Annotated in this window: 23 protein-coding genes and 1 pseudogene; 20 read left to right on the top strand and 4 right to left on the bottom strand. The window is 70.2% G+C overall.

All coding sequences use genetic code 11. The features are described from left to right. Nucleotides 1–20 precede the first annotated feature (20 nt). From ACWEQL_RS00600 to ACWEQL_RS00505, 20 genes and pseudogenes are all read left to right on the top strand, one after another. Entirely contained in the window at nt 21–695 is a 675-nt protein-coding gene (locus tag ACWEQL_RS00600; RefSeq protein WP_452147914.1) for a hypothetical protein, read from the top strand. After that, a complete protein-coding gene (locus ACWEQL_RS00595) occupies nt 692–1,261 on the top strand; it encodes a hypothetical protein (RefSeq protein WP_452147913.1) in 570 nt (189 codons plus the stop codon). The genes ACWEQL_RS00600 and ACWEQL_RS00595 overlap by 4 nt, the downstream gene beginning before the upstream one ends. A gap of 108 nt (nt 1,262–1,369) precedes the next feature. Beyond that, complete coding sequence (locus ACWEQL_RS00590; protein WP_452147912.1) at nt 1,370–2,107, top strand: hypothetical protein; 738 nt, start codon at nt 1,370–1,372, stop codon at nt 2,105–2,107. After that, nucleotides 2,104–2,511, top strand: coding sequence for a hypothetical protein (locus ACWEQL_RS00585; protein ID WP_452147911.1), 408 nt, complete (start codon nt 2,104–2,106; stop codon nt 2,509–2,511). The genes ACWEQL_RS00590 and ACWEQL_RS00585 overlap by 4 nt, the downstream gene beginning before the upstream one ends. 177 nt (nt 2,512–2,688) lie before the next feature. Beyond that, a complete protein-coding gene (locus ACWEQL_RS00580; RefSeq protein ID WP_452147910.1) occupies nt 2,689–3,405 on the top strand; it encodes a hypothetical protein in 717 nt (238 codons plus the stop codon). A gap of 93 nt (nt 3,406–3,498) precedes the next feature. Further along, nucleotides 3,499–4,188, top strand: a complete 690-nt coding sequence (locus ACWEQL_RS00575; protein WP_452147909.1) for a cell envelope biogenesis protein OmpA — start codon at nt 3,499–3,501, stop codon at nt 4,186–4,188. A 53-nt stretch (nt 4,189–4,241) separates the two neighbouring features. Next, nucleotides 4,242–4,505 carry a hypothetical protein gene (locus ACWEQL_RS00570; RefSeq protein WP_452147908.1) on the top strand — a complete coding sequence of 88 codons (264 nt, stop codon included), beginning with the start codon at nt 4,242–4,244 and terminating at the stop codon, nt 4,503–4,505. A 269-nt stretch (nt 4,506–4,774) separates the two neighbouring features. Next, the gene (locus tag ACWEQL_RS00565) at nt 4,775–5,677 is read left to right on the top strand and encodes a DUF3263 domain-containing protein (RefSeq protein WP_452147907.1); all 903 of its coding nucleotides are present in this window, start codon (nt 4,775–4,777) and stop codon (nt 5,675–5,677) included. 48 nt (nt 5,678–5,725) lie between these two features. Continuing rightward, complete coding sequence (locus tag ACWEQL_RS00560) at nt 5,726–6,178, top strand: hypothetical protein (RefSeq protein ID WP_452147906.1); 453 nt, start codon at nt 5,726–5,728, stop codon at nt 6,176–6,178. Between the two features lie 29 nt (nt 6,179–6,207). Next, on the top strand, nt 6,208–6,504 hold the full coding sequence (locus ACWEQL_RS00555) for a hypothetical protein (protein ID WP_452147905.1): 297 nt from the start codon (nt 6,208–6,210) through the stop codon (nt 6,502–6,504). Nucleotides 6,505–6,513: 9 nt separating this feature from the next. After that, on the top strand, nt 6,514–7,035 hold the full coding sequence (locus ACWEQL_RS00550) for a hypothetical protein (protein ID WP_452147904.1): 522 nt from the start codon (nt 6,514–6,516) through the stop codon (nt 7,033–7,035). Nucleotides 7,036–7,111: 76 nt separating this feature from the next. Continuing rightward, nucleotides 7,112–8,311 (top strand): hypothetical protein, encoded by a 1,200-nt coding sequence (locus tag ACWEQL_RS00545; protein ID WP_452147903.1) that lies wholly within the window; start codon nt 7,112–7,114, stop codon nt 8,309–8,311. A gap of 157 nt (nt 8,312–8,468) precedes the next feature. Next, a complete protein-coding gene (locus ACWEQL_RS00540; protein ID WP_452147902.1) occupies nt 8,469–9,209 on the top strand; it encodes a hypothetical protein in 741 nt (246 codons plus the stop codon). A gap of 36 nt (nt 9,210–9,245) precedes the next feature. Then, on the top strand, nt 9,246–9,428 hold the full coding sequence (locus ACWEQL_RS00535; protein WP_452147901.1) for a hypothetical protein: 183 nt from the start codon (nt 9,246–9,248) through the stop codon (nt 9,426–9,428). Nucleotides 9,429–9,534: 106 nt separating this feature from the next. Next, on the top strand, nt 9,535–9,909 hold the full coding sequence (locus ACWEQL_RS00530) for a hypothetical protein (protein ID WP_452147900.1): 375 nt from the start codon (nt 9,535–9,537) through the stop codon (nt 9,907–9,909). A gap of 14 nt (nt 9,910–9,923) precedes the next feature. Next, nucleotides 9,924–10,820, top strand: coding sequence for a hypothetical protein (locus ACWEQL_RS00525; RefSeq protein WP_452147899.1), 897 nt, complete (start codon nt 9,924–9,926; stop codon nt 10,818–10,820). Nucleotides 10,821–10,893: 73 nt separating this feature from the next. Further along, the gene (locus ACWEQL_RS00520; protein ID WP_452147898.1) at nt 10,894–11,871 is read left to right on the top strand and encodes a DUF4007 family protein; all 978 of its coding nucleotides are present in this window, start codon (nt 10,894–10,896) and stop codon (nt 11,869–11,871) included. Beyond that, nucleotides 11,861–12,214: a zinc finger domain-containing protein gene (locus tag ACWEQL_RS00515; RefSeq protein ID WP_452147897.1), complete on the top strand. Its 354-nt coding sequence runs from the start codon at nt 11,861–11,863 to the stop codon at nt 12,212–12,214. Before ACWEQL_RS00520 ends, ACWEQL_RS00515 begins: the two co-directional genes overlap by 11 nt. Beyond that, nucleotides 12,135–12,626, top strand: a pseudogene (locus ACWEQL_RS00510) (deazapurine DNA modification protein DpdA family protein); the annotation flags it as partial. The gene ACWEQL_RS00515 and the pseudogene ACWEQL_RS00510, both read left to right, overlap by 80 nt. A gap of 107 nt (nt 12,627–12,733) precedes the next feature. Further along, entirely contained in the window at nt 12,734–13,486 is a 753-nt protein-coding gene (locus ACWEQL_RS00505) for a hypothetical protein (RefSeq protein ID WP_452147923.1), read from the top strand. Between the two features lie 129 nt (nt 13,487–13,615). Here the strand turns inward: ACWEQL_RS00505 and ACWEQL_RS00500 are convergent, their stop codons facing one another. The 4 genes from ACWEQL_RS00500 to ACWEQL_RS00485 all read right to left on the bottom strand — a co-directional run bounded on the left by ACWEQL_RS00500 (nt 13,616) and on the right by ACWEQL_RS00485 (nt 24,876). Continuing rightward, complete coding sequence (locus ACWEQL_RS00500; RefSeq protein ID WP_452147896.1) at nt 13,616–13,939, bottom strand: hypothetical protein; 324 nt, start codon at nt 13,937–13,939, stop codon at nt 13,616–13,618. Nucleotides 13,940–14,514: 575 nt separating this feature from the next. Then, the gene (locus ACWEQL_RS00495) at nt 14,515–14,931 is read right to left on the bottom strand and encodes a nucleotidyltransferase domain-containing protein (protein WP_452147895.1); all 417 of its coding nucleotides are present in this window, start codon (nt 14,929–14,931) and stop codon (nt 14,515–14,517) included. Beyond that, nucleotides 14,931–24,452 carry a Tc toxin subunit A-related protein gene (locus ACWEQL_RS00490; protein WP_452147894.1) on the bottom strand — a complete coding sequence of 3,174 codons (9,522 nt, stop codon included), beginning with the start codon at nt 24,450–24,452 and terminating at the stop codon, nt 14,931–14,933. The genes ACWEQL_RS00495 and ACWEQL_RS00490 overlap by 1 nt, the downstream gene beginning before the upstream one ends. A 34-nt stretch (nt 24,453–24,486) precedes the next feature. Then, complete coding sequence (locus tag ACWEQL_RS00485; RefSeq protein ID WP_452147893.1) at nt 24,487–24,876, bottom strand: hypothetical protein; 390 nt, start codon at nt 24,874–24,876, stop codon at nt 24,487–24,489. Nucleotides 24,877–24,888: the final 12 nt, after the last annotated feature.

Below are 24,888 nucleotides of genomic sequence, written 5' to 3'. Positions count from 1 at the left end.
TGTGAACAGGAGAAACGACGATGGACACCCCCGCCGAGCACCGGTCCGCCGCCCGCAGGCTGCTGGCCGCCCTCCCCGACCCGCTCCCGCGCCAGGAACCCAAGGTGGCCGACGCCGTCGCCCGCGCCCTCTGGGACGCGCATCTGCTGACCGCTGGTCCGCTGACCTCCGTCAATGCGTTCGTCGCGTCCCGCGACGGGTTCACCTCGCTCGCCCACCTCCTGGACGAGTCGACCGGCGGCCACGGGGCGGGGCGGCTCCTGCTCCTGGTGACCGCAGACCGCGAGAACTTCGCCCCCTACCCGAGGCCGTCCCGCGAGGAGGCGCGGGTCCGCGACGCCTGCGGAGCGTTGCTGACCTTCCTCCAATGGCACTGCGACGACCCGGATCACGTCCTCGGCACGGCGATGCGCTTCCACGCCGAGCAGGCCGCCTGCGCCGCGGTGACCGTCACCCGGGGTACCGGCGACGGGACGGCGGTGGTGCACCTGACCGTCCGGGCATGGGAGCCGAACGTCCTGGCGGTGTGCGGCGCGCGGCTCGACGAGCGGATCGAGGCTGCAGGCGGGAGCGGACTGGCCGAGTGCGGCGGATGCTTCGGTCGCACCCCCCTGGTGCCGGCCCCGGTGCTCAGCGGCCCGGAGCACGACGCATGGACGACTTTTCTCAACGCCGCGCAGCGGGAGCAGAAGTGAGCAACGAGCCGACCTCCGCCATCGCGCGCCGCTTCGCCGCCGAACTGCCGCCGCAGATCGCCGCCCGACCCAGGGACGCCCGGGGCTTCCCGATCAGCTTCGTGACCTCGATCGGCCCCGACGGCATCCCGGACTTCACAGAGCTCGACGGTCCCCGCAGGGCAGAGGCGATCATCGGGCACCTGTGCGGGCTGTGCGGTCGGCCGCTGCCGTTCGCCCGGGCGGTCATCGGCGGCCCGCAGACGATCGAGGAGCATGTGGCGATGGACCCGCCGATGTGCGTCGAGTGCGCGGTCTTCGCCGCGACGCACGCCGCCGCCGGCTGCCCGTTCCTGCTCATGCCCAACGCCCGGTTCCGCAAGGACCGGGCGACGCGCCCCTCCTCACCACTCGTGGCCAAGGAGCGCCCGACGACGATGTACCTCGCGCGGACCTTCGCCCACCAGGCCGTCCGCGCGCCTCTGCCCGACGGCTCGGCCGAGGTTCTGGCCCTGTGCGCCCGCTGGACCTCGGTACAGGAGATCCGCGCGGGGCAACTCGTCGGCGTCCCCGACCTCATCCGCTAGAAGTTGCTTACCCTTACGAGTCTGCGCATGGTGGCGTGCGTTCATCATGCGCAGCCCGGATCCAAGCCCCGGTCGGGCGCAGCATCCTTCACTCCGCAGGAGGACTTCATGCCTGTTGCCATTGGCCATGCCGAACTGCTGATCCAGCTGTTGCGCGAGGCCCGATACTCCGCCCCGTACGTGCGCGAGACGATCGACTGGATCGAGCGGACGGCGCAGGCCGGCCCCGGCTCGGACGCCGGATCCGCGGGCGCGGTGGTGCGCTCGATCGAGGACTATGCGACCGGCGTCGGGCCGGGCGCCGAGGAGATTGCACAGCGACTGGTGGACGTCCGCCACGCTCTGGCGCTGGTTGACCACGATCACTACGCGATGGTTTCGACTGTGGCGCAGACGGGCGGCGAGGAGGCCGTGCGGCGCGTCCAGGTTCTTCGCCTGGCCGTTGCCGCCGGTCATGCTCGCGTGAGTAGCACGGTCGGCGGTGCGGTCACTGTGGCCACCGCGCTGGAGCAGGCGGTCTTTCGGCCGGTCGACGCCGGGGAGGCCCACCGGCTGTGGGTCGCTGCCCGGCGGCTGCGGGAGGCGGTCCGGCAGCACGCGATCGCGGTACAGGACCTGCTGGGCCGTCACGTGCGGATGGCCGACTGGGCCGACGCGCAGCCCGAATGGGTGACGGTCGAGGCCAAGGGCGCACAGGTGTCCGTGTCCTGGTGGTCATCGAACGTCCAGGCCCCGCTCGGGCCGTGGGTCGAGGGCGGCGTTCGCGACTTGTGCCGGGCGCTGCTGGAACATCACGGGCATTCCGTGCGCAGCGCCGCTGACGGCGCGCTCGAGGTACTGGGATGACCAGCGAGGCCGATCCGGCTGCAGAGACTCCGGCCCACCGCACACCGCCGGTCTCAGGGCGGGAGCTGCCGGCGGGCCTGCGGTTCGACGGCTTCCTCGCCGACGAGCACGGGCATCACCGGATCGAGGCGTCCGTGCCAGATGACGTGTACGGCACCCGGCCGGCCGGGCTGATCGTCTGGGAGTCGGCCAGCGGCGCGATCCAGTACGTCCACACCACCGCCGACCTGCGCAGACGGGGCATTGCCGGCGCCCTGTGGCGCGAGGCCGGATACTTCGCGCGACTCTTCGGCCTGGCGATTCCTTGCCACTCCGCGCACCAGACCCGGAAAGGGGCCGCCTGGGCTCAAGCCGTCGGCGAGCAAAGCCCTCTCCCAACGCCAGACATTGCATACCTCTATTAGTTTTGGCATTATGGATATCGCTTCCGCAGTACGAGCGCCCTCGGCGAACGCCGCGACAAGGGCAGAAGAACCGGCGCGCGGCTCCCGTCGAGTCCGCAGCAGCGCCTCGTCCGTCCGCACAGCTTCGCGGGGTTTTCGCGCGGCTGTGACCTGACGAAGGCTAGGAGCCTCCAGCCCATGAGCACCATCGAACTGCCCCTCCAGACCAACGGGCACGTGATCTCGCGCGAGACGACGGCAGTGGTCGACCTGGACGACCGTGACACCCCTGGCTGGGTGCCGATGCCCAGAGTCCTCGCGCCCCACCTCTTCGACTGCGCCATGTGCGGCGCGCTGCCCGAGGTCGAGGTCACCGACGCCGCCGTTCTGATCAAGGGACCGTGCCCGTACCCGGACGGCATCCAGACCACCGAGATCACCATCGACGTGCCGTCCGGAAAGCTGGCCGTGGCGGACAGTCTGCGCCCGGTCTACGACTGGGACCACGGCAAGTTCGTGAGCTACAACTCGGCCCTCGGGCAGGCCCAGGCGGTCCAGGCGATGGCCGAGATCGGCTGTGCCTTCGGCTGGGTTGGTAACAGCGACCCCGGCCTCTACCGCACCGGCCCGGACCGGTACGTCATCGCCAGCCCCGAGCTCGACGACAACGACGAACCCTCGCTGCCCGGGGCCACCTGCCTGGCCGAGATTTGTACTGATCTGTGGGCGTTCTCGATCGCAGACTTCGAGGACTGGAAGACCCGTGGCGGTGATCTCAGCCTGCTCGGCTGGAAGGTCAACGTGGTGGACGTGGCGCCCGGCACCTACCGCTTCACCCTCCACACCGGCCGACGGGGATTCGACCCGAACGCCGCCGAGACCGTGATCTTTGCCGACATCGAGCGCATCGCCTGACCGCCGAGCGGCACCAACCCACAACGTCCCGGGGCCGACCGCACGTCGGCCCCACCGCACCCGGCGCTGACAAGTGGCCGTCGAAGGACTCCCATGCCTACAGATCCCACCCCGGCCCGACCGGACGTCCCCGTTGTCACCAGGAGCGCCACGGCTCCGCCGCGCTCGCCCGGTGTCCCGCTGCGCTGCGCCGCACGCCCCCGCCAGGGGGGCCTCGTGGTCCCGTGGATCTCCTACGACCACGGCGGCCATGCGCTCTTCGGCAGCGTTCACCCGATCCGGCGTCACCAGGCCCTGCTGGGAGGCCTGTGCCAGATCTGCGGACAGGCGTTGGAGGAGCGCGTCTGCCTCGTCGTGCGTCCGATGGACGTTCGCGTCGGGTACGCCCCCGAGCCAGGCCTGCATCCGGAGTGCCTGGCCCTGGCCAAGGGTCAGTGCCCGATGCTCAACGACTCGGCAACGACCTACCGCCGCACCGAATGGTCCGGCCATCCGGTCGGCCGCCCGTGCCAGGACCCGGCGTGCGACTGCCCGCAGGTCGCCGCCGGCGAGGACCAGGAGCTGCGGGCCGGCCGACCGGCCGACCAGTTCGACGCCTGGATGATCGCGGCGGAGCACTACCGGCTCAAGGCCGATCCGGACCGGCCCGGCGAGTTCCTCGGCATCGACCTGGACGTGCCGGTGCTACGCGTGCGCCCCATCCGCCAAGGCGCCCAGCCGAGGCTCACCCCTTCCGATCTCGAGTGGCTGCGCACAGCCGTGCGCACCCTCGGCCTGATGTAGCCCCCGGGCTGCCACCGCTCGGTGGCAGCCCGACCGTCCCGACAAGGAGCGACATGTCGTCCACCTACTCCGTCACGCCGATCATCCGCAACACCCTCGTCTGCGCCTCCCAATCCGAGGCCGGACTCCTGCCCACCGAGGGACTCAGCAACAAGATGCGAAGCCGCATCCTCGAAGCCGGGTGGGCGGAGCAGCCCGCAGGCACGACCCAGCTGGTCATCACGCTCGCCGGCCGGCGAGCGATCCTGAGCCACCCGCAGCTGAGCGCACTGATCACCGCCCAGGCGGACGACCGGCTGGCGCCGAGCGCGATGTGACAGACCTCGCGCGCCCTGGGCGCTCTGCACCTCGTCCACTTCTGGGACGACAAGACCAAGTCGTTCCACGAGACCGACGGCGACACCGGCACGACCCGGCCCACCCGCCGGCCGTACCGCACCGCGCTGGGGCGCCAGGTCGCCGAACTCGGCAAGGGCCCGGCGAGCTGACCCCGACGCACCGGTGGGGCGCCGCAACTGGGCGGCGCCCCACCGGCCCGTAACACAGCCCACCGAACTGGCCAACCATGCCAAGGAGTTGTTTCCCCTTGACCTCGGTCCTTCCGCCGGCCCGCGCCTTCGAGCGCCTGGTCGAGCACGTCCGCAGGGACATCGGCGAACGCCCCGCGGTCTCCTGGATCCACGCCGCGGCGCTGGTGCAGCACGCCGTCGGCCACGGCCTGCTCTCCCCCGGGGTCGAGGACGGCCCCGATGGCGTCCGTCGCGCCCTCGACGCGGTGGCCGCCTCCCATCCGGCGCTCGCCGACCTCGCGGACCCGCAGGTGGTCGGCCTCTGGCAGGAGCCGGTCAGCCGTGACGGCTGGGAGGCGATCACGCAGTTCTGGGCCGCGGCCCAGTCGGCCGACGACGGCCACCGGGTCGACGGCTACCAGCTCGGCAACGCCTATCAGGCCCTGTCAGCGGAAGCCCGCCACAGCCGTGCCCTCTGTCAGACCCCTTGGTGGGTGGCGGACCTGTTGCTGGAGCTGTCGCTCACCGCGGCCATGGACGAGGTCGGCCCCGATGCGGTCCGGATGACAACAGCCAGGCAGCGCAGCACTCCCCGCACCCCTGACCGGCGGCCGGCCCGCCACCGCAGGGCCGCTGGCGACCCGACACCTCTACGACTGGAGATCGGCATGAACCAAACCCCCGAGAACACCGCATCCCCGTCTGCCAGCCTCGCCCTGTCCGAGCGGGACGCGGCCATTCTGGACTTCGAGCACCGGCACTGGGTGCAGTCCCCGCCGACTCGCCCAGGGGCCAAGGAGGCGGATATCCGAGCCGAGTTGGACATCTCCCCGGCGCGCTACTACCAGCTGCTGAATCGCCTGCTCGACACCGAGGCAGCCCTCGCGCGCCATCCCGTCATGATCAACCGCCTTCGCGCGATCCGGGCCTCCAATCGGGTCGCACGACAGTCCTCGAAGTTGCGCGACTCTATGAGTTGAGTTATTGTTATGGCGCGGCGGGAGGTCCGCCCGACGGGAGTTCCCCGCATGTCCAACTCTGATGCGGCGAAGGCGAGAATCGCCCACGCCGCCCGCGCACTGTCCGACTTTCACGGCGGCCCCATTGCCCCGCCGGAGATCCCGGCTGTCCTCACGGCGTTCCTCGCCGAGATGGTGCACCTAGCGGACTTCATGCAGTCCGACTTCAGCCTGATCCTGGCCAGGGGCTACCTGTACAGCACCGGCGGCCGGGCGCTGCCGGACTGGCCCGAGGGCGAGCGGCCGCTGACAGAACTTGCCGAGGCACCTCAGAAGAAGGTCGCCCGCGCCCTCGGGGTCTTCATCGACGAAGGCGGGGCTGCGGGCACCCCGCCGTGCTTCGCCGCCTCCATGGCGAAGCTGTTCGCCTGCCTGGTCGACTTCGCGGACCACCAGCTCGCCGCCCACGACGACGCCACCTTCGAGAGCTGCCTGCCCGCGGCCTGGAAGGGCCAGGCCTGAGCACCCAACCGACGGAAGGAACCACCTCCATGTCCATCACTACGCCCGCCTCGACGATCCCGCCCGCCACCGTCGGCCGCGGGGCGATACGGATCGAGCTCGACAAGGGCATCCGCCCGGCCACGCTCCAGCCGCTCCTGGAGCCGTTCACCACCGAACCCGCCGCCCGATGCGGTGGGTGCGCCCACCTGACCACCCGCACGCTGGAGAGCGGCACGCAGCGACTCAAGTGCGCCGTGAAGGCGCAGCGGCGCAGGGGCCCGGACATCAAGCCGGACTTCCCGGCGTGCGTGCGGTTCGCGAAGCCGAACCAGGCCGCTGCATAGCGGGTCGGCGTGGCGGGCGGGAGGACCGCCCGCCACATCCGCAGCGCTCCCAGCCGGCCGCTGACCTCACCCCAATTCCATCCCCTGACCTGCGGAGTTGCCCATGTCCCTGCTTTCCCCGGCGGCCGCGCCTACATCGTCGAACTGCTCGCGGTCGCCTACGTCGACGCACCCGACGACGCCTCGGCCCGCGACCGACTGCGGGAGAAGTCCGAGGACGAGTTGCACACCCTGGATCCGCGCATCCCGGAGACGCTCCGGATCGGCGACGTCGCGCTCGCTGGCCTGGCGATCCAGTCCACCCCCACGCCGCTGGCCCTGGAGCCCGACGACGGCAGCCCCGCGACGCGCCCGCCGCAGGAGCTGTCGGCCGACGCGGCTGCGCTGTTCGCCGCCGCGCGGGACGGCGAGGCGGACACGCTGGTCGATGTCGCGATCCGCGCCGGACTGCTGTGGCGCTGCCCGGGGTGCGCCAATACGAACCCGCGCGCCAGAGGGAATGCGACTTCTGCCAGTTGCATAACTCCATGAGTTGAAGTAGCTTTGCATCACGGCGGGGACGACAGCCCGCCGAACCCACGGCACCCACGGACATGTGCGAGGCATCGTGCTCACTCAGAACGACCCGGCCGCCACACGGTGGCGCTGGACCGCCCCCGAACCCCGAGAGCTGGCCGAACTGCGTCAGCGGATGGAGGAGTTCAATCGGACCAACATCGGCCTGCTGTCGATGGCCGGCTCGCTCAGGATCGGGCACACCTCGCTGTACCCCCACGTCCCCGGAGCGCGCGACCGCGCCTACGCCTCCGCCCTGGTCCTGTGCGGCCAGGAGTCACAGCGTCTGGCCGACGCCCGCCTGTACCTGGTCGACGAGGAGACCACGGCGGCGGCGGTGGCGACCGCCGAGACCCCGCCCACGGAACCGGTCAGCGCCGACCGCCTGCCCTCGCCGAGCGGCTTGATGGTCTTCGGTGCTCCGATCGGGTCCTATCCGGTCGCCCCGGGCGGCCCCGGGAACGGCGCGGCCGCCGTCCACACCCCGATCGTCGCCGTCTCCTGGTCGCTGTGGACGCCCGATCAGACCCAGGGCGTGGAGTGGGTGGCCAACACGGCGCACGGCCGCGAGTTCGCCGCCCCTGGCGCACAAGGGATCTGGATCACCTTCTACACCGCGCGCGGGGCCGCCTACAGCCTCCTACCGCCGGACACGACCGTCTCGACGCCGCTCGGCGACCGGATGACGTCCGCCGAGATGCTGTCGGCGCTGCGCGAGTCGGGACGGCCGGAACTGACGTGGGACAACGAGACCGTGCTGCTCCTGGGCCGCAGGTTCCCGCCCGCCGGCTCACCCCTCGGCACGACCGGGGCGTGGGCCCAGACCGTCTACACGGTCTGGCAGTTGATGTGGCAGACCGGCAAGCACGCATGGACGGAGACCGAGGTGGTGCCCCGCGATCGCGCGGGCCGCAAGCGGGACCGACGCGCACGCATCACCACCGACGGCGACATCCGCGTCGTGCGCCTCGCCTCGGCGCTGCGGCCCGCGCCCGAGGCCACGACGAAGGACCGCGAGGGCAGCGACGGCCGCCAGCCGCCGCGCATCACCCACCGCTGGGAGGTGCCGCCCTACCGCAGCCCGGACCGCTGCCTGAACACCCGGGCCCACGCCACGGGCGGCTGCACCCACGCCGAGCGGATCATCCGGGGACACGTCAACGGCCCGAAGGGCCTGCCCGTCCGAAAGCTGCGCGGCCCGGTCTACCTGGTGGACGAGGTGACGTCGAACCACACTCCGGGGATTGCCTAACTCTATGAGTTCAGGTATTGTTTCTATCGTCTCCCCGGCCGGGCCCTTCCCCTCCCCCGGCCGGGGCCACCGTCACCGCACATCGCTGCTCACCCCCTCCTACGGACGGACGTGCCTGGGAGGCCCGGCAGCCACTTCGAACGAAGGAAGTGCTCCCATGAGTCGTCGTCACACCCTCGTATGCCTTCCCACGGCCAGGGAGAACGATCTGAGCCCGGCGCTGCGCCGGATGCTGGACCAGGACCCGCCCGAGGGCCGCCAAGCCTGGCAGACCTTCGTCTTCGCCGAGCTCGACCGGGCCCTGAGGACCGTCCGGCGTGAGTACGTCTACTGGGAGGCGACCGAGAGGCGCTCCCTTCCCCTCCACCAGGACGCGCCGGCAGACGATCCCCGGATCTTCCTGCCGAGCGACGGCCAGTGCGTGGGCGCTCCGATCGGATTCCTTGACCTCGCCGGACTGCGTGAGCAGCGGGCGGCGCAGGCGGCAGACCTCTACGACACCTGGACCCGGGCGACGGCCGACCTGCCTCCGGCCCAGCCTCTCTCCGTCCTCGCGGAGCAGCACAGCGACCGCACCCGCGCGATGCTGGCCTTCACCGCGCAGCCCCAGCTCATGGCCCTTGCCGAGATCCTGGGCGATCAGCGTTACCGGTGCCGCTACGACGGACCGGCGATGGTGGCCTTGAACCGCGAGCAGTTCACCGAGCGCGCCCGCCGCCGCGCGGTGCCGGGCAACAGCCTGCTCGACCGCAACGGCGACTGGAGCACGGACCCGGCCTGGCTGAACGACGACGACGTGTCCGAGACCGGCAGCACGCGGTACCACGGCCACGTCAACGCCTATCTCGACGCCCTGCCCTCGGACCACCTGGTCGTCGGGGTCGAGCTCCGACGCTGACGCACAGCCGCTGAACCGACCTGCCGGAGAAGCACCATGAACGAGCAGTTCCGCACCACGGTCGCCCGCCTTCCCCTCGCGCAGTCGTACCCGGCGGAGATCGCGGCGGGATGCGACAGCCAGGGCGCCGTACGTCCCCGGTTCAGCCGCGACGTCGTCGAGCGCATCGCCGCTGATCTCCGCTCGCTCGGCGATGCCGCCCCTACGTCCTTCGCCTGACCGGCGATGCCCTCGACGTCCTCACCCCCGGCGAGGCAGCCCGGCTGATCGAAAACGTCACGGCCGATCAGCACGGCAAGTTCCCGTTCGGCCACGGCTACTGGGGGTGGTCCGAGTACAGCGACAGGGAGACCGACGGTTTCACGGCCGTGCTGAGCGCCGCCGCCGCAGCCGGTTACGCCGAGGCCGGGCCGGGCCGGACGAGTGGACCGTCGCCGTCGCCGACCACGGGGACTGGTGCGCGGTCCTGGCGATCTACCCCACCCCGGCAGCATCCGAGACGGAGCACCGCGAGGCGCTGTTCTGCGAGCTGTATGCCGCCGGACTCGCCTCCTCCGAGGTCACCGCTCCCGACCCGGCGGCCGCCGAGCTGGCGACCCGCAGGTGGTTCGCCGCAGACCGGGCCGACGTGGACCCGGACGCCACATGCAAGCCACTCGCCTTCCCCGAGACCCGCATCCCCGGCCCCAACGGCCCCTGACCAGGAGGAACCCCATGTCCTGGGACCTCGTCCCCGGCCAGCACCTCGACCGCTCCGAGGTGCACGCCCGATTCGGCGGCAAGCCCCAAGGGCGCATCAGCACGGCGAAGAGCAGCCACGTGCTCTTGTTCATCACCCCCTCAGACCTGGCCAGCCGGTTCGACGGCTGGACCGGGGAACACGTTCTCTTCGGCGGGTCGGGCGGCCTCGACGGCGGCGACCAGACACTGACCCGCTACAACTGGTCCGTCTTCCGGCACGTCGAGGAGGGCCGCACGCTGCGCCTGTTCCTCGAATCGGACGACAGGACCGTCAGGTACATCGGTGAGTACCACCTCGACCCGCAGCGGCCCTTCGTCGTTGCCGAGGCACCGGCCGACATTCGCCGACCGTTGGAGGTGCGACGGGTCTTCGTCTTCCGGTTGCTCCCGCTCGACGGCCCGCCGACAGGACTACCCCATGCCGTTCGCACCCCCGCCAAGCGGCAGGTCCGCGAGACGCAACCGGGGGTGCGCACCAACCCCTTCGGGGCCAAGCCGAGCCCCGCCCAGTTCGCGGCGGCCAAGCTGCTGCTGCGCTACGAGTCCTTCATCCGTTGGAAGGCGGGAGCGCAGGCCACCGGGTACCGGATCACGACCGGCACCAACATCACCGAGCTGCAGGTCGAGCTCTTCGACCTCACCCGCAACGAGGTGGTGGTCACGCTGGCCAGCTGTGCCCGCCCCGCCGTCTGGGAGGCACTGGGCAGGCTCCACGACCAGGCGCGCTTCTTCACCCCGAGACCGCGCCGCGTGCTGCTCCTTCCGAACGAGCCCGACGCCGACCTGGCCGAACTGCTCCGGACCCAGCACATCACCGCCGTGTGGCCGTCAGGCCCGAGCGGCTTCGCCCGCACCGGACCGACCGCCTGACCGCCCGCCAGCCCTCAGCCCGGCCCCGGAGTCCGCAGGGGCCGGGCACCGAACCGCGCAGAAAGACCTGTCCATGACCGACGATCCGCTCCCGCTGGCCAGCTGCTCGCGCAGCTTCGGCCGGCACCACTCCTACCCGCCGCGCTACGGCTGGCTGCTCAAAGTCCACACCGCGCTGCACGACGACCCGCTCGTCTTCGACAGCCCCGAGGCGTCCGTCATCCTCGGCGTCAGCTCCAGCATGGTGCCCAGCATGCGCTTCTGGGCCAACGCCTTCGGCCTGACAGCCCCGAGCGCCGCAGGCGGTCGGGCCGTGGAGCCGACCGCCAGGGCGAACTGGCTGCTCGACGAGGACACCGGAGCCGACCCGTACCTCGAGGACCCGCGCAGCCTGTGGCTTCTGCACTGGTGGCTCCTCAGCCCCGCCGACTGCGCGGTGCCGAGCTGGTACTACCTGTTCGCCCGGGCCGGGATCTCCCGCTTCACCCGCGCCGAGCTGCGCTCCCACATCCACCGCGCAGCCCGCGAGAGCGGATGGCAACCGCCGAGCGACGACACGATCGCGCGCGACATCGCCTGCATCGCGACGATGTACGCCCCTCAGGTCCGTTCCGTCGACCAGCCCCGCGCCGGCATCGAGGACGTCCTGACCAACCCGTTCCGGGACCTGAACCTGGTGAGCACCGCGGGACCGCAGGTCCAGCACCGCGGTGACCGCACGCACGAGATCTCGGTCAACCGCGGCGCCGGCCGGCTCGCCCCCACCGCGGTGCTGCTCTACACGTGCCTCGACTACGCGGCCCACTGCCGGTCGGCCCCCGGCAGCGTGGCGCTCGCACGCCTGGCCAACGGCCCCGGCCGGATCATGCTCTTGGACAGCGGATCGCTGCGCGGGGCGCTGGAGCGGGCTTCCGCCCGCTACCCGGCCGTGGCCGTGATGGAGTCGGGCACCGGCGAGGTCCTGCTGACCTTCGCCGACCCGCCTGCACTCCTGGCCGACCTGGTGCTCGCCAGCACCTTCCGCGTTCCCGGAGGCCCCGGTGACAGCTGAAGCCACCGAGTCCCGGCCCGCCCCTGTCGTTCAGCCGCTGCAAGCACCCGTACTGCGCAGCGAGTTCCGGCAGCTGCTCGCCTCGGGCGTCCTGATCGACCGGGCCGGGCAGCCGGTGCCGGGACTGCCCTGCCCGACGTGCGGCAACCCCGACGACCGCTACACCTGCCCCGGATCGCTCCCATGCCTCAAGTGCTCCGCCGGACCCGGCCAGCGCTGCACACGGCCCAGCGGCCACGCGTCCGACACCTGGCACGTCGCCCGTGTACGGGCCGCGGAGACCATCGACGACCAGCGCGAAGCCGACGGCGATCCGACGCTGCTTGCGCCCTGGCCCGAGTAACCCCGAGACCGAAGGGGACTCCGTGTCCACCACCAACGTCGCCCCGGCGCAGACCGGCGTGCGGTTCCTCCAGGGAGTTCACCAGCCGGCGTGGCTGGCACGCATCTCCCACCCCTTGTTCGTCTCCAACCGGCGCCTGATCGGCCGCAAGACGCTGCCACGGGCGATCGGCCCCTGGGCCCTGGACAGCGGCGCCTTCTCCGAGATCGACCTGTACGGCGAGTGGCGGACCACCGCGAAGCAGTACGCGGCCGCAGTCGCCCGGTACCACGACGAGATCGGCGCTCTGGACTGGGCCAGTCCGATGGACTGGGTGTGCGAGCCGTGGATGCTCGCGAAGACCGGCCTGACGCTCGACGAGCATCTGCGGCGCACCGTCGACTCGGTCGTCGAGCTTCGCTCCATGGGCCTGAAGACGAGGATCATCCCGGTCCTGCAGGGCTGGACACCCGGGTCCTACCGCAGGTGCGCCGCCTCCATCCGGGACAGGCGCTCACGGATACTGGCACGCGGGCGATCGTGGAGGTCCTCAGGGAGGGCGCGCACACCGAGGTGGCCGTGGTGGACCTGGCGGACGGCACCGCCTGGTGGGACACCAGGCTGCTGGTGTTCTGCGCCGGGGCTGCCCGGATTGGCCGGCCCCGAGCGGTGGTCCTCACGGCCAGCATCGCGGACACCGGGCCGGGCACGTTCCTCGGCTGGGCACCCCCAGACGAGCTGCGCGACCGGCTGCTGTCCCGCCGACCCGAACTGCGCCGCGCGTACGACCAAGGGCGTGCCTGGCTGCGCCAGTGGGAGCTGGCGGAACCGCGCACGGGCACGCCCGCGTCTCCCGACGCGCCAGCGCAGCCACAAGTCCCGTTCATGCCGGAGCCGCCGGCCACGGCCCAGCCCAGAGGGGCCGGGCTGATCCATCAGCTGCCGGACTACACCCTCGACCCGTTCGCCCCGGAGGTGCTGCTGGCCAACGCCGTGGGTGACCTCGAAGGCGTCGGCCGGTACACGCTGGTGGACCTCGCCGAGGCCCGGGCCGCATTCGACACGGTGCTGCGGCACACCGCCGCCGAGGTAGACGCGCCTGCCGAGAGCGACGGGTTCTGGGCACGCCGGGTACTGGACACCCGGGAGCCCTTCGTGCCGCTCGTTCGGCGCAACCGCTACATGGGGATGCTGCCGCGCGACCGCGCCGTCAACGACGTCCTGCGCACCCTGCTCGGCTACGACGCCTCGGCCAGGGACGGGGCCCAGGAGGCCCGCAGGGCACCCGGGTAGCGTCCAACGACGGATCGGAGGTCAGGTTGCCGTCGCGCTCCCGGAGCCGGCTGGCCCAGCGCCAGCCAGTCTCTTCTGGGGAATCAAGCCGAGCAACTCTGAGGACACCCGAGTACCGGGTGGGGAGATTCAGATATCGCCATCAACCTGAGTTCGGGTGATCGGATGGTTGCGCCGCAAACATCGCCCGATCACCTGGAAAGATCTCCGCCGCCGCTTCTGCGCAGGCGGATGGTGGCCGAGCACCACCGAACGGCAGCTGTTCAACCCGGCGAAGATGCCTACCACGCGCTCCGCGATACCGGGGAAACAGAAATCCCGAATCTGTGGCCGGTGACGGGATGAGGAACCCACACGACCCATAACGGGGCTTGTGGAGCGCCCGTTGCCCGGAAACGGGCACGTGTGGAAGATCGCGTATTTCCCCATGCGGAACACCTCGTAATTGGCCACGGGGACGGTGGAGTTAGCGTCGTCGTGGCCCTGGGGAGGACGGAGGCGCTTCGTCGTCCCCGCGGCGCCAGGGTTCCCGGGCCGCCCGATAACTCGCCGGTCGTTCGAGCTGGTCAGGGTGGCCGCAGGCCAGTGCAGAGCGCCGCCGAAGGCGCCCTTGACCGGCCGGACCAGCCTCACACTCAGCAGTCGGGCGGCCCGTCACCAGCCTCCGCCAAGGTGGGGAATTCCGTGGTGCTGGAGGTGCTGTTGATGGAGAATTACGCGACCGCTCACAGCACGACCGGTGCGGGAGGCGGCTCGGGAAACCCACCGGTGGAAACACAGGCAGGGCGCCCCGGGTCGACCTCACGGATCTCGTCGAATTTCGACACGATCCCTCCCGAGATGCGGGTTTGCCACGATCCGGCCCCGGAAATCTGGGCCGGTCGGCTGCCCTACCGGGATGCGGCGAAGCCCCAAGAAAGAAGAAACCCCCGATGCGTTGCAACGGGGGAATCTCTACGATGAGTCGATGGTCTTTTTACGCTGATGCTTTTCCTTCTGTGGACTATTCAGCAGGCAATACTTCAACTTTAAGTGCCTTCGACGATTGCAACCCTAGGTCGTTCCGACGCGTCCGTCAAGCGAATTTCGGGCAGGCCGAGGGCGCCGGGGTCGAGGCCGGGGCGGGCGTAGAGCACGCGGCACGATGTGCGCAGCGTGTCGAGGTAGCCGTGGGCCGGGCAGGCGGCCAGCTCGGCGGGCGTCACCAGGTGCAAGTCGAAGCGCACGGCGAAGCGGCGCATTGCGTCGCGCAGCTCGCGGTCGCGCAGCCACGGCGAGGCGCGGAACGGACCGACCACCAGCAGGTCGATGTCGCTGTGGACGTCGGCCGTCCCCTTCGCCCACGACCCGAACAGCACCACGGCGTCGGGATCGCAACACTCGACGACCGTGTCGGTGATGGCGCCCAGGGCCGTGTCGACAACCGGGTTGATGCCACCGGCCATCACGACGAAGTGAAGCCGACCACGAGGTAGGCCTCGCGCAGGTCGTCGGGTGACAGCGAGCGAAAGTCGGGAGCACCAGAGCGGCGGATCTTCAGAGTCCACGTCCCGAGCGGGCTGGTCGGCGGGTTGAATGCCGTCTTCACCAGATGGTGGGCGCCACGCATCGCCATGTCCGGGGCCAGCGTCTCGGTCGAGGCGCCGGCGCCACCGGGCACCGTCAGCTGCACCTCGAAGGGGTCGGTCACCTCGCTCTCGATGATCAGGTCGAGCCGGGTCAGGCGCAAGTTCATGGCCGAGCGGAACACGAACGGCAGGTAGCGCTGGTCCAGCGTGAACGTCAGCACCTGATCCGTGTCGGTGCCCGGCGAGAGGAACCGCTGCCACTCGCCGCCCAGCTCCTGGTCGAGCACGATCAGCCGCACGCCATTGGCCGGCACGACTGAGGCGCGGTTGGTGCGGGCGGCGGTGGCCAACGTCGTCGATCCGGCGAGCGCCGTGTAGCGGACGTTGAGCACGATGTCGGAGACCGTGGCGAGGTCGAACGTGTTGTCCTCCGGCGGCAGGTCGAGGTGCCACGTGCTCACCGCGCCAGCACCTTCGAACGGCAGCAGCCGCTCGTCGTCGAAGCGCAGCTCAAAGAGACCGCTGTCGTCCTGAGCGGTGCTGGTGGCGATCGCCTGCACCGGCACGTCGACCTTGGCGAAGCGCTCGCCATCGGGGTTGAGCGGGTCGCCGTAGCCGGTGGACACGTCCTCGGTCACCCGCGTGCCGTGGTTAGTCAGCGACAGCGTCGCGTTCACCGACGTGTACGGGCCAACGATGCACGGCGCGGTCAGTGACACCGTCCTGATCCGCCGCTGGTAGTGGCCGGGATGGTCCGAGTCGTACAGCCACTCCGGCAGCGTGATGTCGCACGCCCCGGTGGTCTTCAGGCGCACCAGCGCCAGCGGGTCGATCTGGGCGAGCGAGATGTGCTTGGTCAGCTCCAGCCGCCGGGTGTTCTGCTCATACCACGCGGCCTCCATCCGCCGCAGGTCGTTGGCCAACCGCTCCCCGGCCAGCAAACCCTTCTTCAACCCGTCCCAATACCCGAACTGGACGAACCCGCCCTTGGGCATCGCCGACGCTCCCAGCTCGTAGCTCATCGCCGCCTCGGCCCGCTTGGCCATGTCGAACGCGAGTTGGTAGCCCTGGAAGTAAACGGTCGACAGTTGCTTGAGCATCCAGTCATAGAGCTGGTCGTTGGTGTACTTGCTGTGCAGGTAGTCGTTGACCGCGGTCGACTGCCCGATCGACAGCTGGTGGTTCTCCAGCTCGGTCTGGGCCACGGCCGCGCGGATGGCCGAGCCGTCGAGCTGCTTGGCGATCTGGGCCAGCTCGATGGTCGCCTGGTCGGCGTTGAACTTCCAGTCGTCGGCCCGGCGCTGGTAGCCACCGGTGGTCGAGGCCATGCCGGCCCACTTGTCGGCGGCCGAGGCGATCGCGCCGAGCGTCGACACCGCGCACTCGGCCGCCTTGGAGAACTTGATCCCGTCGGGGATGTCGGCAGCGGCGACCGGCGAGCCGCCGAAGCCCGATGCCCCGATGGTGAACTGCGGGATCAACGCCAGCCCGCCCGCCAGCGAGTAGCCGAGGGCGATTGCCGTCTGAGCCAGCGCCGACACGCCGTTGAGCGACAGGGCCGCGATCTCGAAGCCGTTCATGAACTCGCGCGACGCGTAGTAGTCGAGCTTGCCCTGGGCGATCGCCTGGCTCTGCTCCAGCGCCGCCGTGTCGGCGGCCGCGAGGTCGACGGCATCCTGCTTCAGCGCCGTCACCGCGTCGAGCATCGCCACCTCCTGCGTCGAGCGCAGCAACGACAGCTGCTCAGTGTCGAGGTTCTGCAGCGCGGCGAGGATCTTGTCGCCGAAGGCGCGCACGTCGGCCGTGAAGTCGAGCGCCTTCTGCAGCAGCGTCATGCACCGGTACTGGCTGGCGCCGGGGCCGCCCCCCGACAGCACGCTGCCGATGTCGATGCCGGCGGCGGCCGCCTTCACCAGCAGCGCGGGGTCGATCGGCGGCTCGAACGGCGGCAGCTGCCGCACCACGCCGGCCAGGTTCCTGCAGTGGCGCACCTTGTACAGGCGGTCGGCGACGGTGTCCCAGTAGCCGAGGAGCTGGTCGTTGGCCGGGATGCCGAAGTAGCTAATCTCCAGCACCGGCAGCGGCTCGGCGCCATCCCTGGTGGCCACCACCTGCACCGGCGAATCGGCGAGGTTCTCGGCCAGCACCTCAACCTTGGCGTTGCCAAAGGGGTCGAGGGCGGCGTCGGCGGTGAGGTCGTTGTAGGACTTGTCGGCGCGGGCGATGTTGGGCACCTGCACCGGGCGCGGCCCGAGCAGCTCGCTGGCCAGCAGGTAGAGCGTCGTCGCCTCGTTGATCGACTCGATCGTGTCCCGGCGGAACAAGCTGTCACCCCAGGCGATCAGGTTGTCGATGTAGCGCATCACGACGTTCTTCTGGTACGCGACGGGCCGGAAGCGGGCGATGAGGTGCGGGTTGAACGGGTTGTTCTTCCACGCGTTGAGCTGGTCAGTGTTGTCGACGATGTGGTCGAGCAGCTGCTCGATGCGCTGCTTGCGGTAGCCGTCGGCGTTCTGCTTGTAGAACGGCTTGGTCACCCAGAACCGCTGCGGCGACGGCAGCGCGTCGGTGTTGGTCGGGTCGAAGATGAAGTGGAACCAGCGCATCGCCTCCTCGAAGCGCTGGTTCTGGCTCAGCTTCGTGGCGATCGCAAGCGGGGCGTGGAAGAACGTCTCCCAGTTGTAGACGCTGTACGCGCCCTGGCGGTCGAAGTCGACGATGTCGTGGGCCGCACTGTCTGCGGCGGCAGACGAGGCGGTCGGGCCGTATTGGGCGAAGCTGAAGCTGTTGCCCGGGTAGAACGTTTGCGGGTTGAGCTGTACCTTGCGGTTGAGCAGCCCCTCCAACCCGTCGCGCTTTAGCTCCCGCAGGAACAGCGCGGTGTACGGGTGGTGCATCGGCGAGAACGTGTAGCGCAGCAGCTGCAGCGCTTGGTTGTAGCCGGCGATCACCTGCTGCCACTCGGGTTTGATGAAGAACGACCGCTGCGTGTCCTGGTAGATCATCGGCGCCGGGAACGACACCGCCTCGTCGAACTGGATGGCGTGCTGCGACACGACCAGCTCGAACGGCGCCCGGGCCCCGTTGAGCAGCGCCGTGCTCTGCGCGCCCTCCAGCACCTGCAGGCTGGAGCCGTTCGAGCGGTTGCTGTGCAACTTGGCGTTCTCGAAGTGCATGCCCGTCGGCAGCGCCAAGCGGGGGGCGATCTCGTAGGGGCCGCTGAGCCGCTTGATCGCCGCCCCGTCGGCGTCGAAGGCGTTGTTGACGTAGGTGTAGGAGTCGGTCGCCGACGGCGTGTCCGACAGCACCCCCCACGCGTTCTTCAAGCGGTACTGACCGGCGAGGCCCTTCATCTTGATGTCGACGACGCCCCCGTCGAACACGAACGACGACGAGTGCCACGGGCGAATCGCCTCGTTGAAGCGGGTCGCCGTGACGTATGTCGGCGCGGCCGCGTAGTGGTCGTAGAACGTAGTGTTGTTGAACTCGGCGGTGGTCGACAGGTACAGGTCGATCCACAACAGGTTCTCACGCGGCTTGTAGCGGGGCTTGAGGTTGTAGGCCGAGTGCGGCCGCTGCCACGGGTGGATGATCTTCTGGCGCGACATCCGCTTGGCCGTCCAGCCGCCGTCGTGGGTCTGCAGGCTCCACGCCAGCTGGAGCTCCAACTGATTGGCCGGATCCGGCGTGGTGGTCGGCTTGTCCGAGGTCGTGGCCGCCGGCTGCTTGCGTACCTTCTGGGGCTTCTCGTTGATGACCAGCCAGAACAGGTGGAGCTGGCGGTTATAGACCACCGGCACGACTTGGTCGCCGTTGATGTCGACGTCGATCTGCTTCCACGGCGTCCACTCGCCCGTGTTGAGGTCGTGGCAGCGGTAGAAGTACACGGCGGGGTGGGTGCGCGTGCGCCCGACGACGTGCAGCCGGTTGATGTTCGGACCGAGGTTGTCGGTCGGGTCGTCGTCGTCGACCTCGTAGTAGATCCCGGTGATGTCGAGCCGGGAGACCTCATGGACCTTCTCGAGGTAGTGGACGAACGCCGTCTCGGCGAGGTCGTCGGTGAGGTCGCTCTGCATCAGCTCGCTGACGAGGTCGTCGTAGAACGGCGAGCGGTCGTCGCGCCGGTCGGGCTCCAGCCAGTTCTCCGGGTAGAGGAACACCTTGCGGTTGACCTCCCACACCCGGTAGCTCTTCATCCACTTCCACTGCCGCCAGTTGTCCGACGAGTGCGTGTCAGTGAGCGACTCTCGCGACACCTGAACGAACGCCTGCTCCAAGTTGAGGAAGCAGCGCTGGACGAACAACTGCACGGCGCTGATCGCCTGCTTGATCCGCGAGGTCAGCTGGCAGGCGCCCATCTCAACGTCGATCAGCAGCCACGCCAGCGGGCCGTCGGCGTCGGCCCAGCGCTGGGGGTTGGGCCACTCCTTGGCGTGGACCGTGATCGTCGCCGGCTCGGTGCGCTGCGACTGCTCGACGAGGTGGGCGAGCAACGCGTCGCGCTTGGCCTCGCGCAGCGAGTCCGACAGTGGGGTGACGATCGTCGTCCAGGCGCCGTCGTCGTAGCGGGCCTTGGCTGCCTGGCGGCACTGCTGCGCCGTGGCAAACTGGCTCGCGTCGTGGTCGCGGTCGGCCCAGTCGATCGCCTGGCTGGCGTCGACGCCGAGGCGGTGGAGCATCGCGAACACGTCGCCCAGCCGCCCGAGGGTGGCCGGCGCCAGGTAGTCGGTTGGCTGCAACCCGAGCCCGGTGTGCACAGCACCGAGGTCGACGGTGGTCCAGCCGGTCAGGGCCGACAGCGCGGCGTGGATATCTGGCGCCGTGGCGCCGTTGGCGCGCGCCCCGTCGAGCACGGCCAGCAGGCTGGCGCCGTCGGGTGCCGGGTGGGCGTCGCGGAAGTCGGTGAGCTGACGCAGGGCGACCCACTGGGCGAACAGCGGCGCGCCGGGGGCGGCCGTCACCGGGAGGTCGCCGAGAGCGAGGGCGCCCACGTCGCCGGCGTGGGCGAGCAGCCAGGCCAGCTCGTCGGCGTCGGTCAGGCGGTGGCGGCTGACCACCATGGCCACCTTGTGCAGCAGCCGGTAGGCGGTGAACTGGTCGGGGAACGTGGTTTCGTCGAGCGCGTTGGCGAATGTGCCGTCGGAAGCCTGCGCCGTCAACGGCGCCGCCGTCAGCAGCGCCAGCAGCGTCGCGCCGCCCACCTTCAGCGTGTTCGCCAGCGTCGCCGACTGCTCGTCGGTGAGCCCGAACGTGGACGAGATCGAGGCGATGGCCTGGCCGTCTGGGGTGGCCGATGGGTTGCTGCGCTGGCTCTGGCGGATCACCTCCAGTCCCTGCACGATGACGTCGTTGCGCAGGCCGTAGGGCGAATCGGGGTCGAGCGTGAGCGCGTAGTCGAGTTCGCCGATCGACAGCCGGCCGGCCGAGACGTCGGCGGCGGCCGCCGCAGTCGCGGCGATCGAGTCGAGCGAGGCCACCGGGTCGGCGATACCGGCCAGGTCGATCAGCGTGAGCAGGTCGGCAACGCGCAGGTGCAGCCCACGAGCCAGCGTCGCCAGGCCGACGAGGCGGGCGAGGTTAGCCACCGTGAGATCGCCGTCGGTGCGGGCCAGCAACAGCTGCAGTTCGGCGTCGGTGACCGCGACGGCGGCGGCCAGCGCCGGCCGGTGGTCGGCAAGGTGTCCGCCGCCAGCCAGCGGGAGGGCGAAGGCCGCGTCGACCGGGTTGGTCACGAGGCGGTTCTGGAACAGGGTGTCGTAGGTCGACGGCACGGTCGCCGACGGGTCGGTCGGGACTCGCCGCTGGGTCGTGGCGATGTCGCCCAGCATGGTCAGCAGGGCTTCGGTACCGATGCCCAGCGTGATCTGCAGCTCGTGGGCGCGGCGCAGGCGGGTCAGCGCGGCGACATCGAGCACGCCGTTGCCGACCTGGGGCGAGCGGATTAGCCGGTCGAGCTCCCACATCTTCCACGGCGTGTGCCGCCAGAGTCGGAGGAAACGGTGGGCGCGGTCGGCGTTGGCTGCCGTCAGGTTGACGACGTGTTGGGCGCTCAGCGCGGCCGTGTCGACCGGGCGCTGCACCACGAGGCGCTGGGGGTCGCCCGACGGGCTGACCCATTCGACGAAGGCCAGCTCCAGCAGCTCGTTGTACGTCAGCCCGCTGCGCGCCAGGAACTCGGTGACGGTCAGCGACGACGGAACCGTGGCGCCGTCGAACCCCCACAGCGTCGCCTGGCGGGCGTCGTTGGCGGCGGCGGTGACCACCAACGTGGTCTCGTGGCTCGACAGGCCGAAGTGCTCGCCGGCGATGCTCACTGCCGTCGGCACGGGCGCCCTGCTCTGCAGCAGCTCCATCAGGTACTCGCGGCTGACGCCGAGATGATCGAGGAACGTGCGCGCCTCCACCTGCCACAGGTCGAACGACGAGCGGATCGGGAAGTCGGCGGTGCGTAGCGTGTCGTAGGCCGTCGTGCGGACGTTCTCGGGTTGGGCCCGCAGCTCGGCGGCCGGGCGCGTGGTCTGGAACGTCACTGGGGGATCGGTCGGCGCGACCAGCGCTTCGAGCAGCTCGTTGACGATGTCGACGTAGGGCATTCTGGTGTTGGTGTTGGCGCAGCCGAGGAGGAGGTCACCGAGATCGGGGCGGCGCTGGAACAGCACGTCCTTCACGCTCACGCCCGTGGTCTCCGACGGCATCGCGTCGAGGAACCGCAGCAGGTCGGCGAGATAGGCGGGGGCGCCGAGCACTGACTCCCACTCCGAGCAGGCGCATACGTCGGCCGGCCCGAACAGGGTCTCGAGGTTGGGCACGCCACCCGACAGCGTGTCCAGCTCGTCGGCGGTGTAGGTATACGACACGATCGCCTTCGGGTTGGCCTGATTCAGCTCGCTGCGGTAGTCGACGAGGCGGGCGATCGCCTGGGCATAGCGGAACTGAGCCGTGCCCCACACGGTGAGCGCCGCCTGCTCGCTGACGCCGGCCGCGCCGAGGCGGGCGACGAGCTGGTCTCGCCCGAGCCCGATCACCTGGTGGGCACTGTGGATGCCCTGGTCGAGCAGCAACCGGCCCTGCTCAGCGTCGGCACTGATGCGGCTGATCCGCTGCAGCACCTTGGCCTCGGCCAGCGCCTCGGGGGCGACCGTGGCGTTGGACCGGGTGACGAGAGCGTCGATGTTGGTGTATCGCAGGTCGAGGTCGGGGCTGTCGTCAGCCAGCGTGGCGACGGCATCGAGGTGGGTGAGCTGGTGGTTGGTGCCGCGCGCCGCCTCGGCTACGAAGGCGACTGTCGGGTACAGCCGCTCGGCCTGGGACTTCAGGGTCGCCGCATACGTGGCCTTCTGCGCCTCGGCGTCGACGCCGTCGGTGCCGGGCGGCACCCGGTTGCCATTGGTCGTCAGCAGCGCGACCCAGCCGTCGTGGTCGAGCTTGGCGAAGTCGCGAGCGTTGGTCAGGTCGGGGCGCGCCGGATTGCCGATCAGCGCCTTGAGCCGTGTCGCCGTCGGGGCGAAGTTCTTGGTGATCTCTCCGATCCGGACGGTCTCTTCCAAGTCGTCGAGCGCGGCCGGGCCACCGAAGTCGTTGGGCCGGCTGCGGGCGTCGGCCCAGAAGTCGGCACCGAAGCTGTGGTGAGTGAGGAAGGCGGCGGCGACTGCCGGGTAGTGGGCAGCGCCGATCGTCGAGGCGTCGAGCAGGGCTTGGATGGTGCCGTTGCCGACGAGGATCGGCTTGGTCAGCGTGAACGTCTCCCGCTTGGTAGCCAGGGCGGCGAGGACCGCGGCGCCCTGGGCCGACAGGCTGGCCGGGATGAGGTTGCCGGCCGTCGCGTTGTCGAACGCGGCGGCGGCGAGGTCGGGGTCGAGGAACACGATGCCGGCGGTCGTCTGCTCGACGAGCTGGTCGATCAGGGTCCACTCCGCCGACGACGCGAGGAGGTCGCCGGGCAGCGACGCCGGCAGGTTTTGGCGGATGAACGCGTAGGCCACTCCCAGCGGCAGCGCCGGTTCGGCGAGTTCGGCGGTCACCCGGGCGGCCAGGGCGAGGCGCATCACGTCGTCCTTGGGCAACCCTGAGTTCACCGAGACGTGGGTGACGTCCTGCTGTTCGGCGGTCTCGGCGAGATCGGTGAGGGCAACGCCGGCCAGCGACGGCGCCACCTGGCGCATCCGCTGATCGAGCTCGCTGGTGCCGCGGTAGGGCTGGTCGCCGTCGATGAAGTTCACCCACGCGATCGACGTCGGGTTGAACACCACTTTCGTTGACACCGGCGCGCCGCCGCCGTCAAGCACCTTCACGGCAAGGTGGTACGGCGTCTTGATCTGGCCGCTGCTCGCGTCCTTGGGCGGCAGGTAGGGGATGTCGAAGAATCCGCCGGCCTGCGTCGGGCGCTCGGCGAGCAGCGTGCCGCCGCCGCGCAGCACCTTCTCCCACACCTGGACGCGCACGCCGACCTTTCCCGCCGTGGTGGCATCGCGCACCGAGCCACGGATGCGGTAGCCGTAGCTCGCCGCCTCCGACGGATTGGCCGCAAGGATCTTGGCGTTGAGCAGCTTGCGCGTCTGGCCGTCGACGTGCCCGGTGGGGGTGAGCCCTTCGGCCCGCTGGAAAGCGATCACGGCCTGGCGCGTCGACGCACCGAACTTCGATGCCTTGAACTCCTTGACGTCGATCGTCTGGCCGAGGTAGGCGAGCGCCTGCTGCACGGAGGCCACGTGCTTGTTGGTGGCGTTGAGCCGCAGGTTGCGCACCACCGGGGTGAGCGCCGTCTCGTCGGTCGCTGCCAAGGCCTTGACGTCGTTGCTGTTCCGGCTGGTGGCGACCGTCTCGATGCGTCGCATCGTCAACGGGTCGAGCTCGCCGGTGACCGGCAGCTGGTAGCGGGTCTGGAACGCCGTGATCGCCGCGACGGAGGTCGGCCCGAGGGTCTTGCTGGCCAGCTCGGCGGGGTCGATCGTCACCCCCAGCTTTGCGATGCCGGCGGCCCGCCGCAGAGACCGCTGGATCTTGCCGACCTGGTTTTTCGAGGCGAGGCGGGCGCGCAGCGCCTCGGCCTCCAGTTCGCCGACGACCTCGGCCGACAGCAGCCGACCGCCCAAGGCGGCCTTGGTGGTCGGTCCCAGCGTGCGGGCCTTCAGCTCGGCCGGGTCGATCTGCGCGCCGGTGCGCACGAGCAGCTGTTGCACCTTGGCCAGGCGGGTCTTGCTGTCGGCGAAGAAGCGGTGGGCCAGCTCCTGGTTCATCGCCGTCGCCGTCGCGTCGTCGACATGGCCAGTGGCCGCCAGCCCGGCCCGCTCCTGGAACGTGCGGATCGCCTCGGGGCCGGCGGGCACTCGCAGCTTGCGCAGCGCGGCGTTGAGGGCTGGTGCGTCGGGAGCGGCACCGGTGGTGACCTCGATAGGCATGGCGAACTCCTTGGAGCGTGGCGGGGACGCAAACTCAGGCCATGTCTGGCAGCGTGATACCGCGCAGCTGGTGGATGGTGAGGGTCGGCGGTTCGAACTTGGCGGCGACGATGGCATCGACAAAGAGCTGCGGCAGCTCGATGTGGTATGTCTCGAGGTAGTGGGCGAGGTCGTCGGGCCACGCGAACTCACCGTCGGTGAGGATCGTCCCGGTGCCGATCGGCCCGTCACCGTCAAGCAGGTCGACGGTCACGCCCGGCGAGACGATGTAGGCCTGGGCGTTGCGCAGGTAGCCGACGATCCGGGCCTCGTCGGGGCGCGGGGGCGACGAGGACCGTTCCAGGAGGCGCTCGATGCTCCATTCGTCGTTGCGTGTCTGCTCGGCGGGGAAGCCGACCAGCGTGAGTTCCTTTTTCGTGCCCATGTCGTCGTCCTC

It is taken from the genome of Kitasatospora sp. NPDC004240, assembly GCF_053603215.1.
The sequence above is the reverse complement of the archived record's forward strand: the minus strand, read 5'-3'. Positions and strand labels throughout refer to the sequence as shown.

Excerpts from the sequence above, each read along its gene's own strand:
- ACWEQL_RS00600 (WP_452147914.1), top strand. The coding sequence starts at position 21 with ATGGACACCCCCGCCGAGCACCGGTCCGCCGCCCGCAGGCTGCTGGCC.
- ACWEQL_RS00590 (WP_452147912.1), top strand. The coding sequence starts at position 1,370 with ATGCCTGTTGCCATTGGCCATGCCGAACTGCTGATCCAGCTGTTGCGC.
- ACWEQL_RS00585 (WP_452147911.1), top strand. The coding sequence starts at position 2,104 with ATGACCAGCGAGGCCGATCCGGCTGCAGAGACTCCGGCCCACCGCACA.
- ACWEQL_RS00580 (WP_452147910.1), top strand. The coding sequence starts at position 2,689 with ATGAGCACCATCGAACTGCCCCTCCAGACCAACGGGCACGTGATCTCG.
- ACWEQL_RS00575 (WP_452147909.1), top strand. The coding sequence starts at position 3,499 with ATGCCTACAGATCCCACCCCGGCCCGACCGGACGTCCCCGTTGTCACC.
- ACWEQL_RS00570 (WP_452147908.1), top strand. The coding sequence starts at position 4,242 with ATGTCGTCCACCTACTCCGTCACGCCGATCATCCGCAACACCCTCGTC.
- ACWEQL_RS00560 (WP_452147906.1), top strand. The coding sequence starts at position 5,726 with ATGTCCAACTCTGATGCGGCGAAGGCGAGAATCGCCCACGCCGCCCGC.
- ACWEQL_RS00555 (WP_452147905.1), top strand. The coding sequence starts at position 6,208 with ATGTCCATCACTACGCCCGCCTCGACGATCCCGCCCGCCACCGTCGGC.
- ACWEQL_RS00540 (WP_452147902.1), top strand. The coding sequence starts at position 8,469 with ATGAGTCGTCGTCACACCCTCGTATGCCTTCCCACGGCCAGGGAGAAC.
- ACWEQL_RS00535 (WP_452147901.1), top strand. The coding sequence starts at position 9,246 with ATGAACGAGCAGTTCCGCACCACGGTCGCCCGCCTTCCCCTCGCGCAG.
- ACWEQL_RS00525 (WP_452147899.1), top strand. The coding sequence starts at position 9,924 with ATGTCCTGGGACCTCGTCCCCGGCCAGCACCTCGACCGCTCCGAGGTG.
- ACWEQL_RS00520 (WP_452147898.1), top strand. The coding sequence starts at position 10,894 with ATGACCGACGATCCGCTCCCGCTGGCCAGCTGCTCGCGCAGCTTCGGC.
- ACWEQL_RS00495 (WP_452147895.1), bottom strand. The coding sequence starts at position 14,931 with ATGGCCGGTGGCATCAACCCGGTTGTCGACACGGCCCTGGGCGCCATC.
- ACWEQL_RS00490 (WP_452147894.1), bottom strand. The coding sequence starts at position 24,452 with ATGCCTATCGAGGTCACCACCGGTGCCGCTCCCGACGCACCAGCCCTC.
- ACWEQL_RS00485 (WP_452147893.1), bottom strand. The coding sequence starts at position 24,876 with ATGGGCACGAAAAAGGAACTCACGCTGGTCGGCTTCCCCGCCGAGCAG.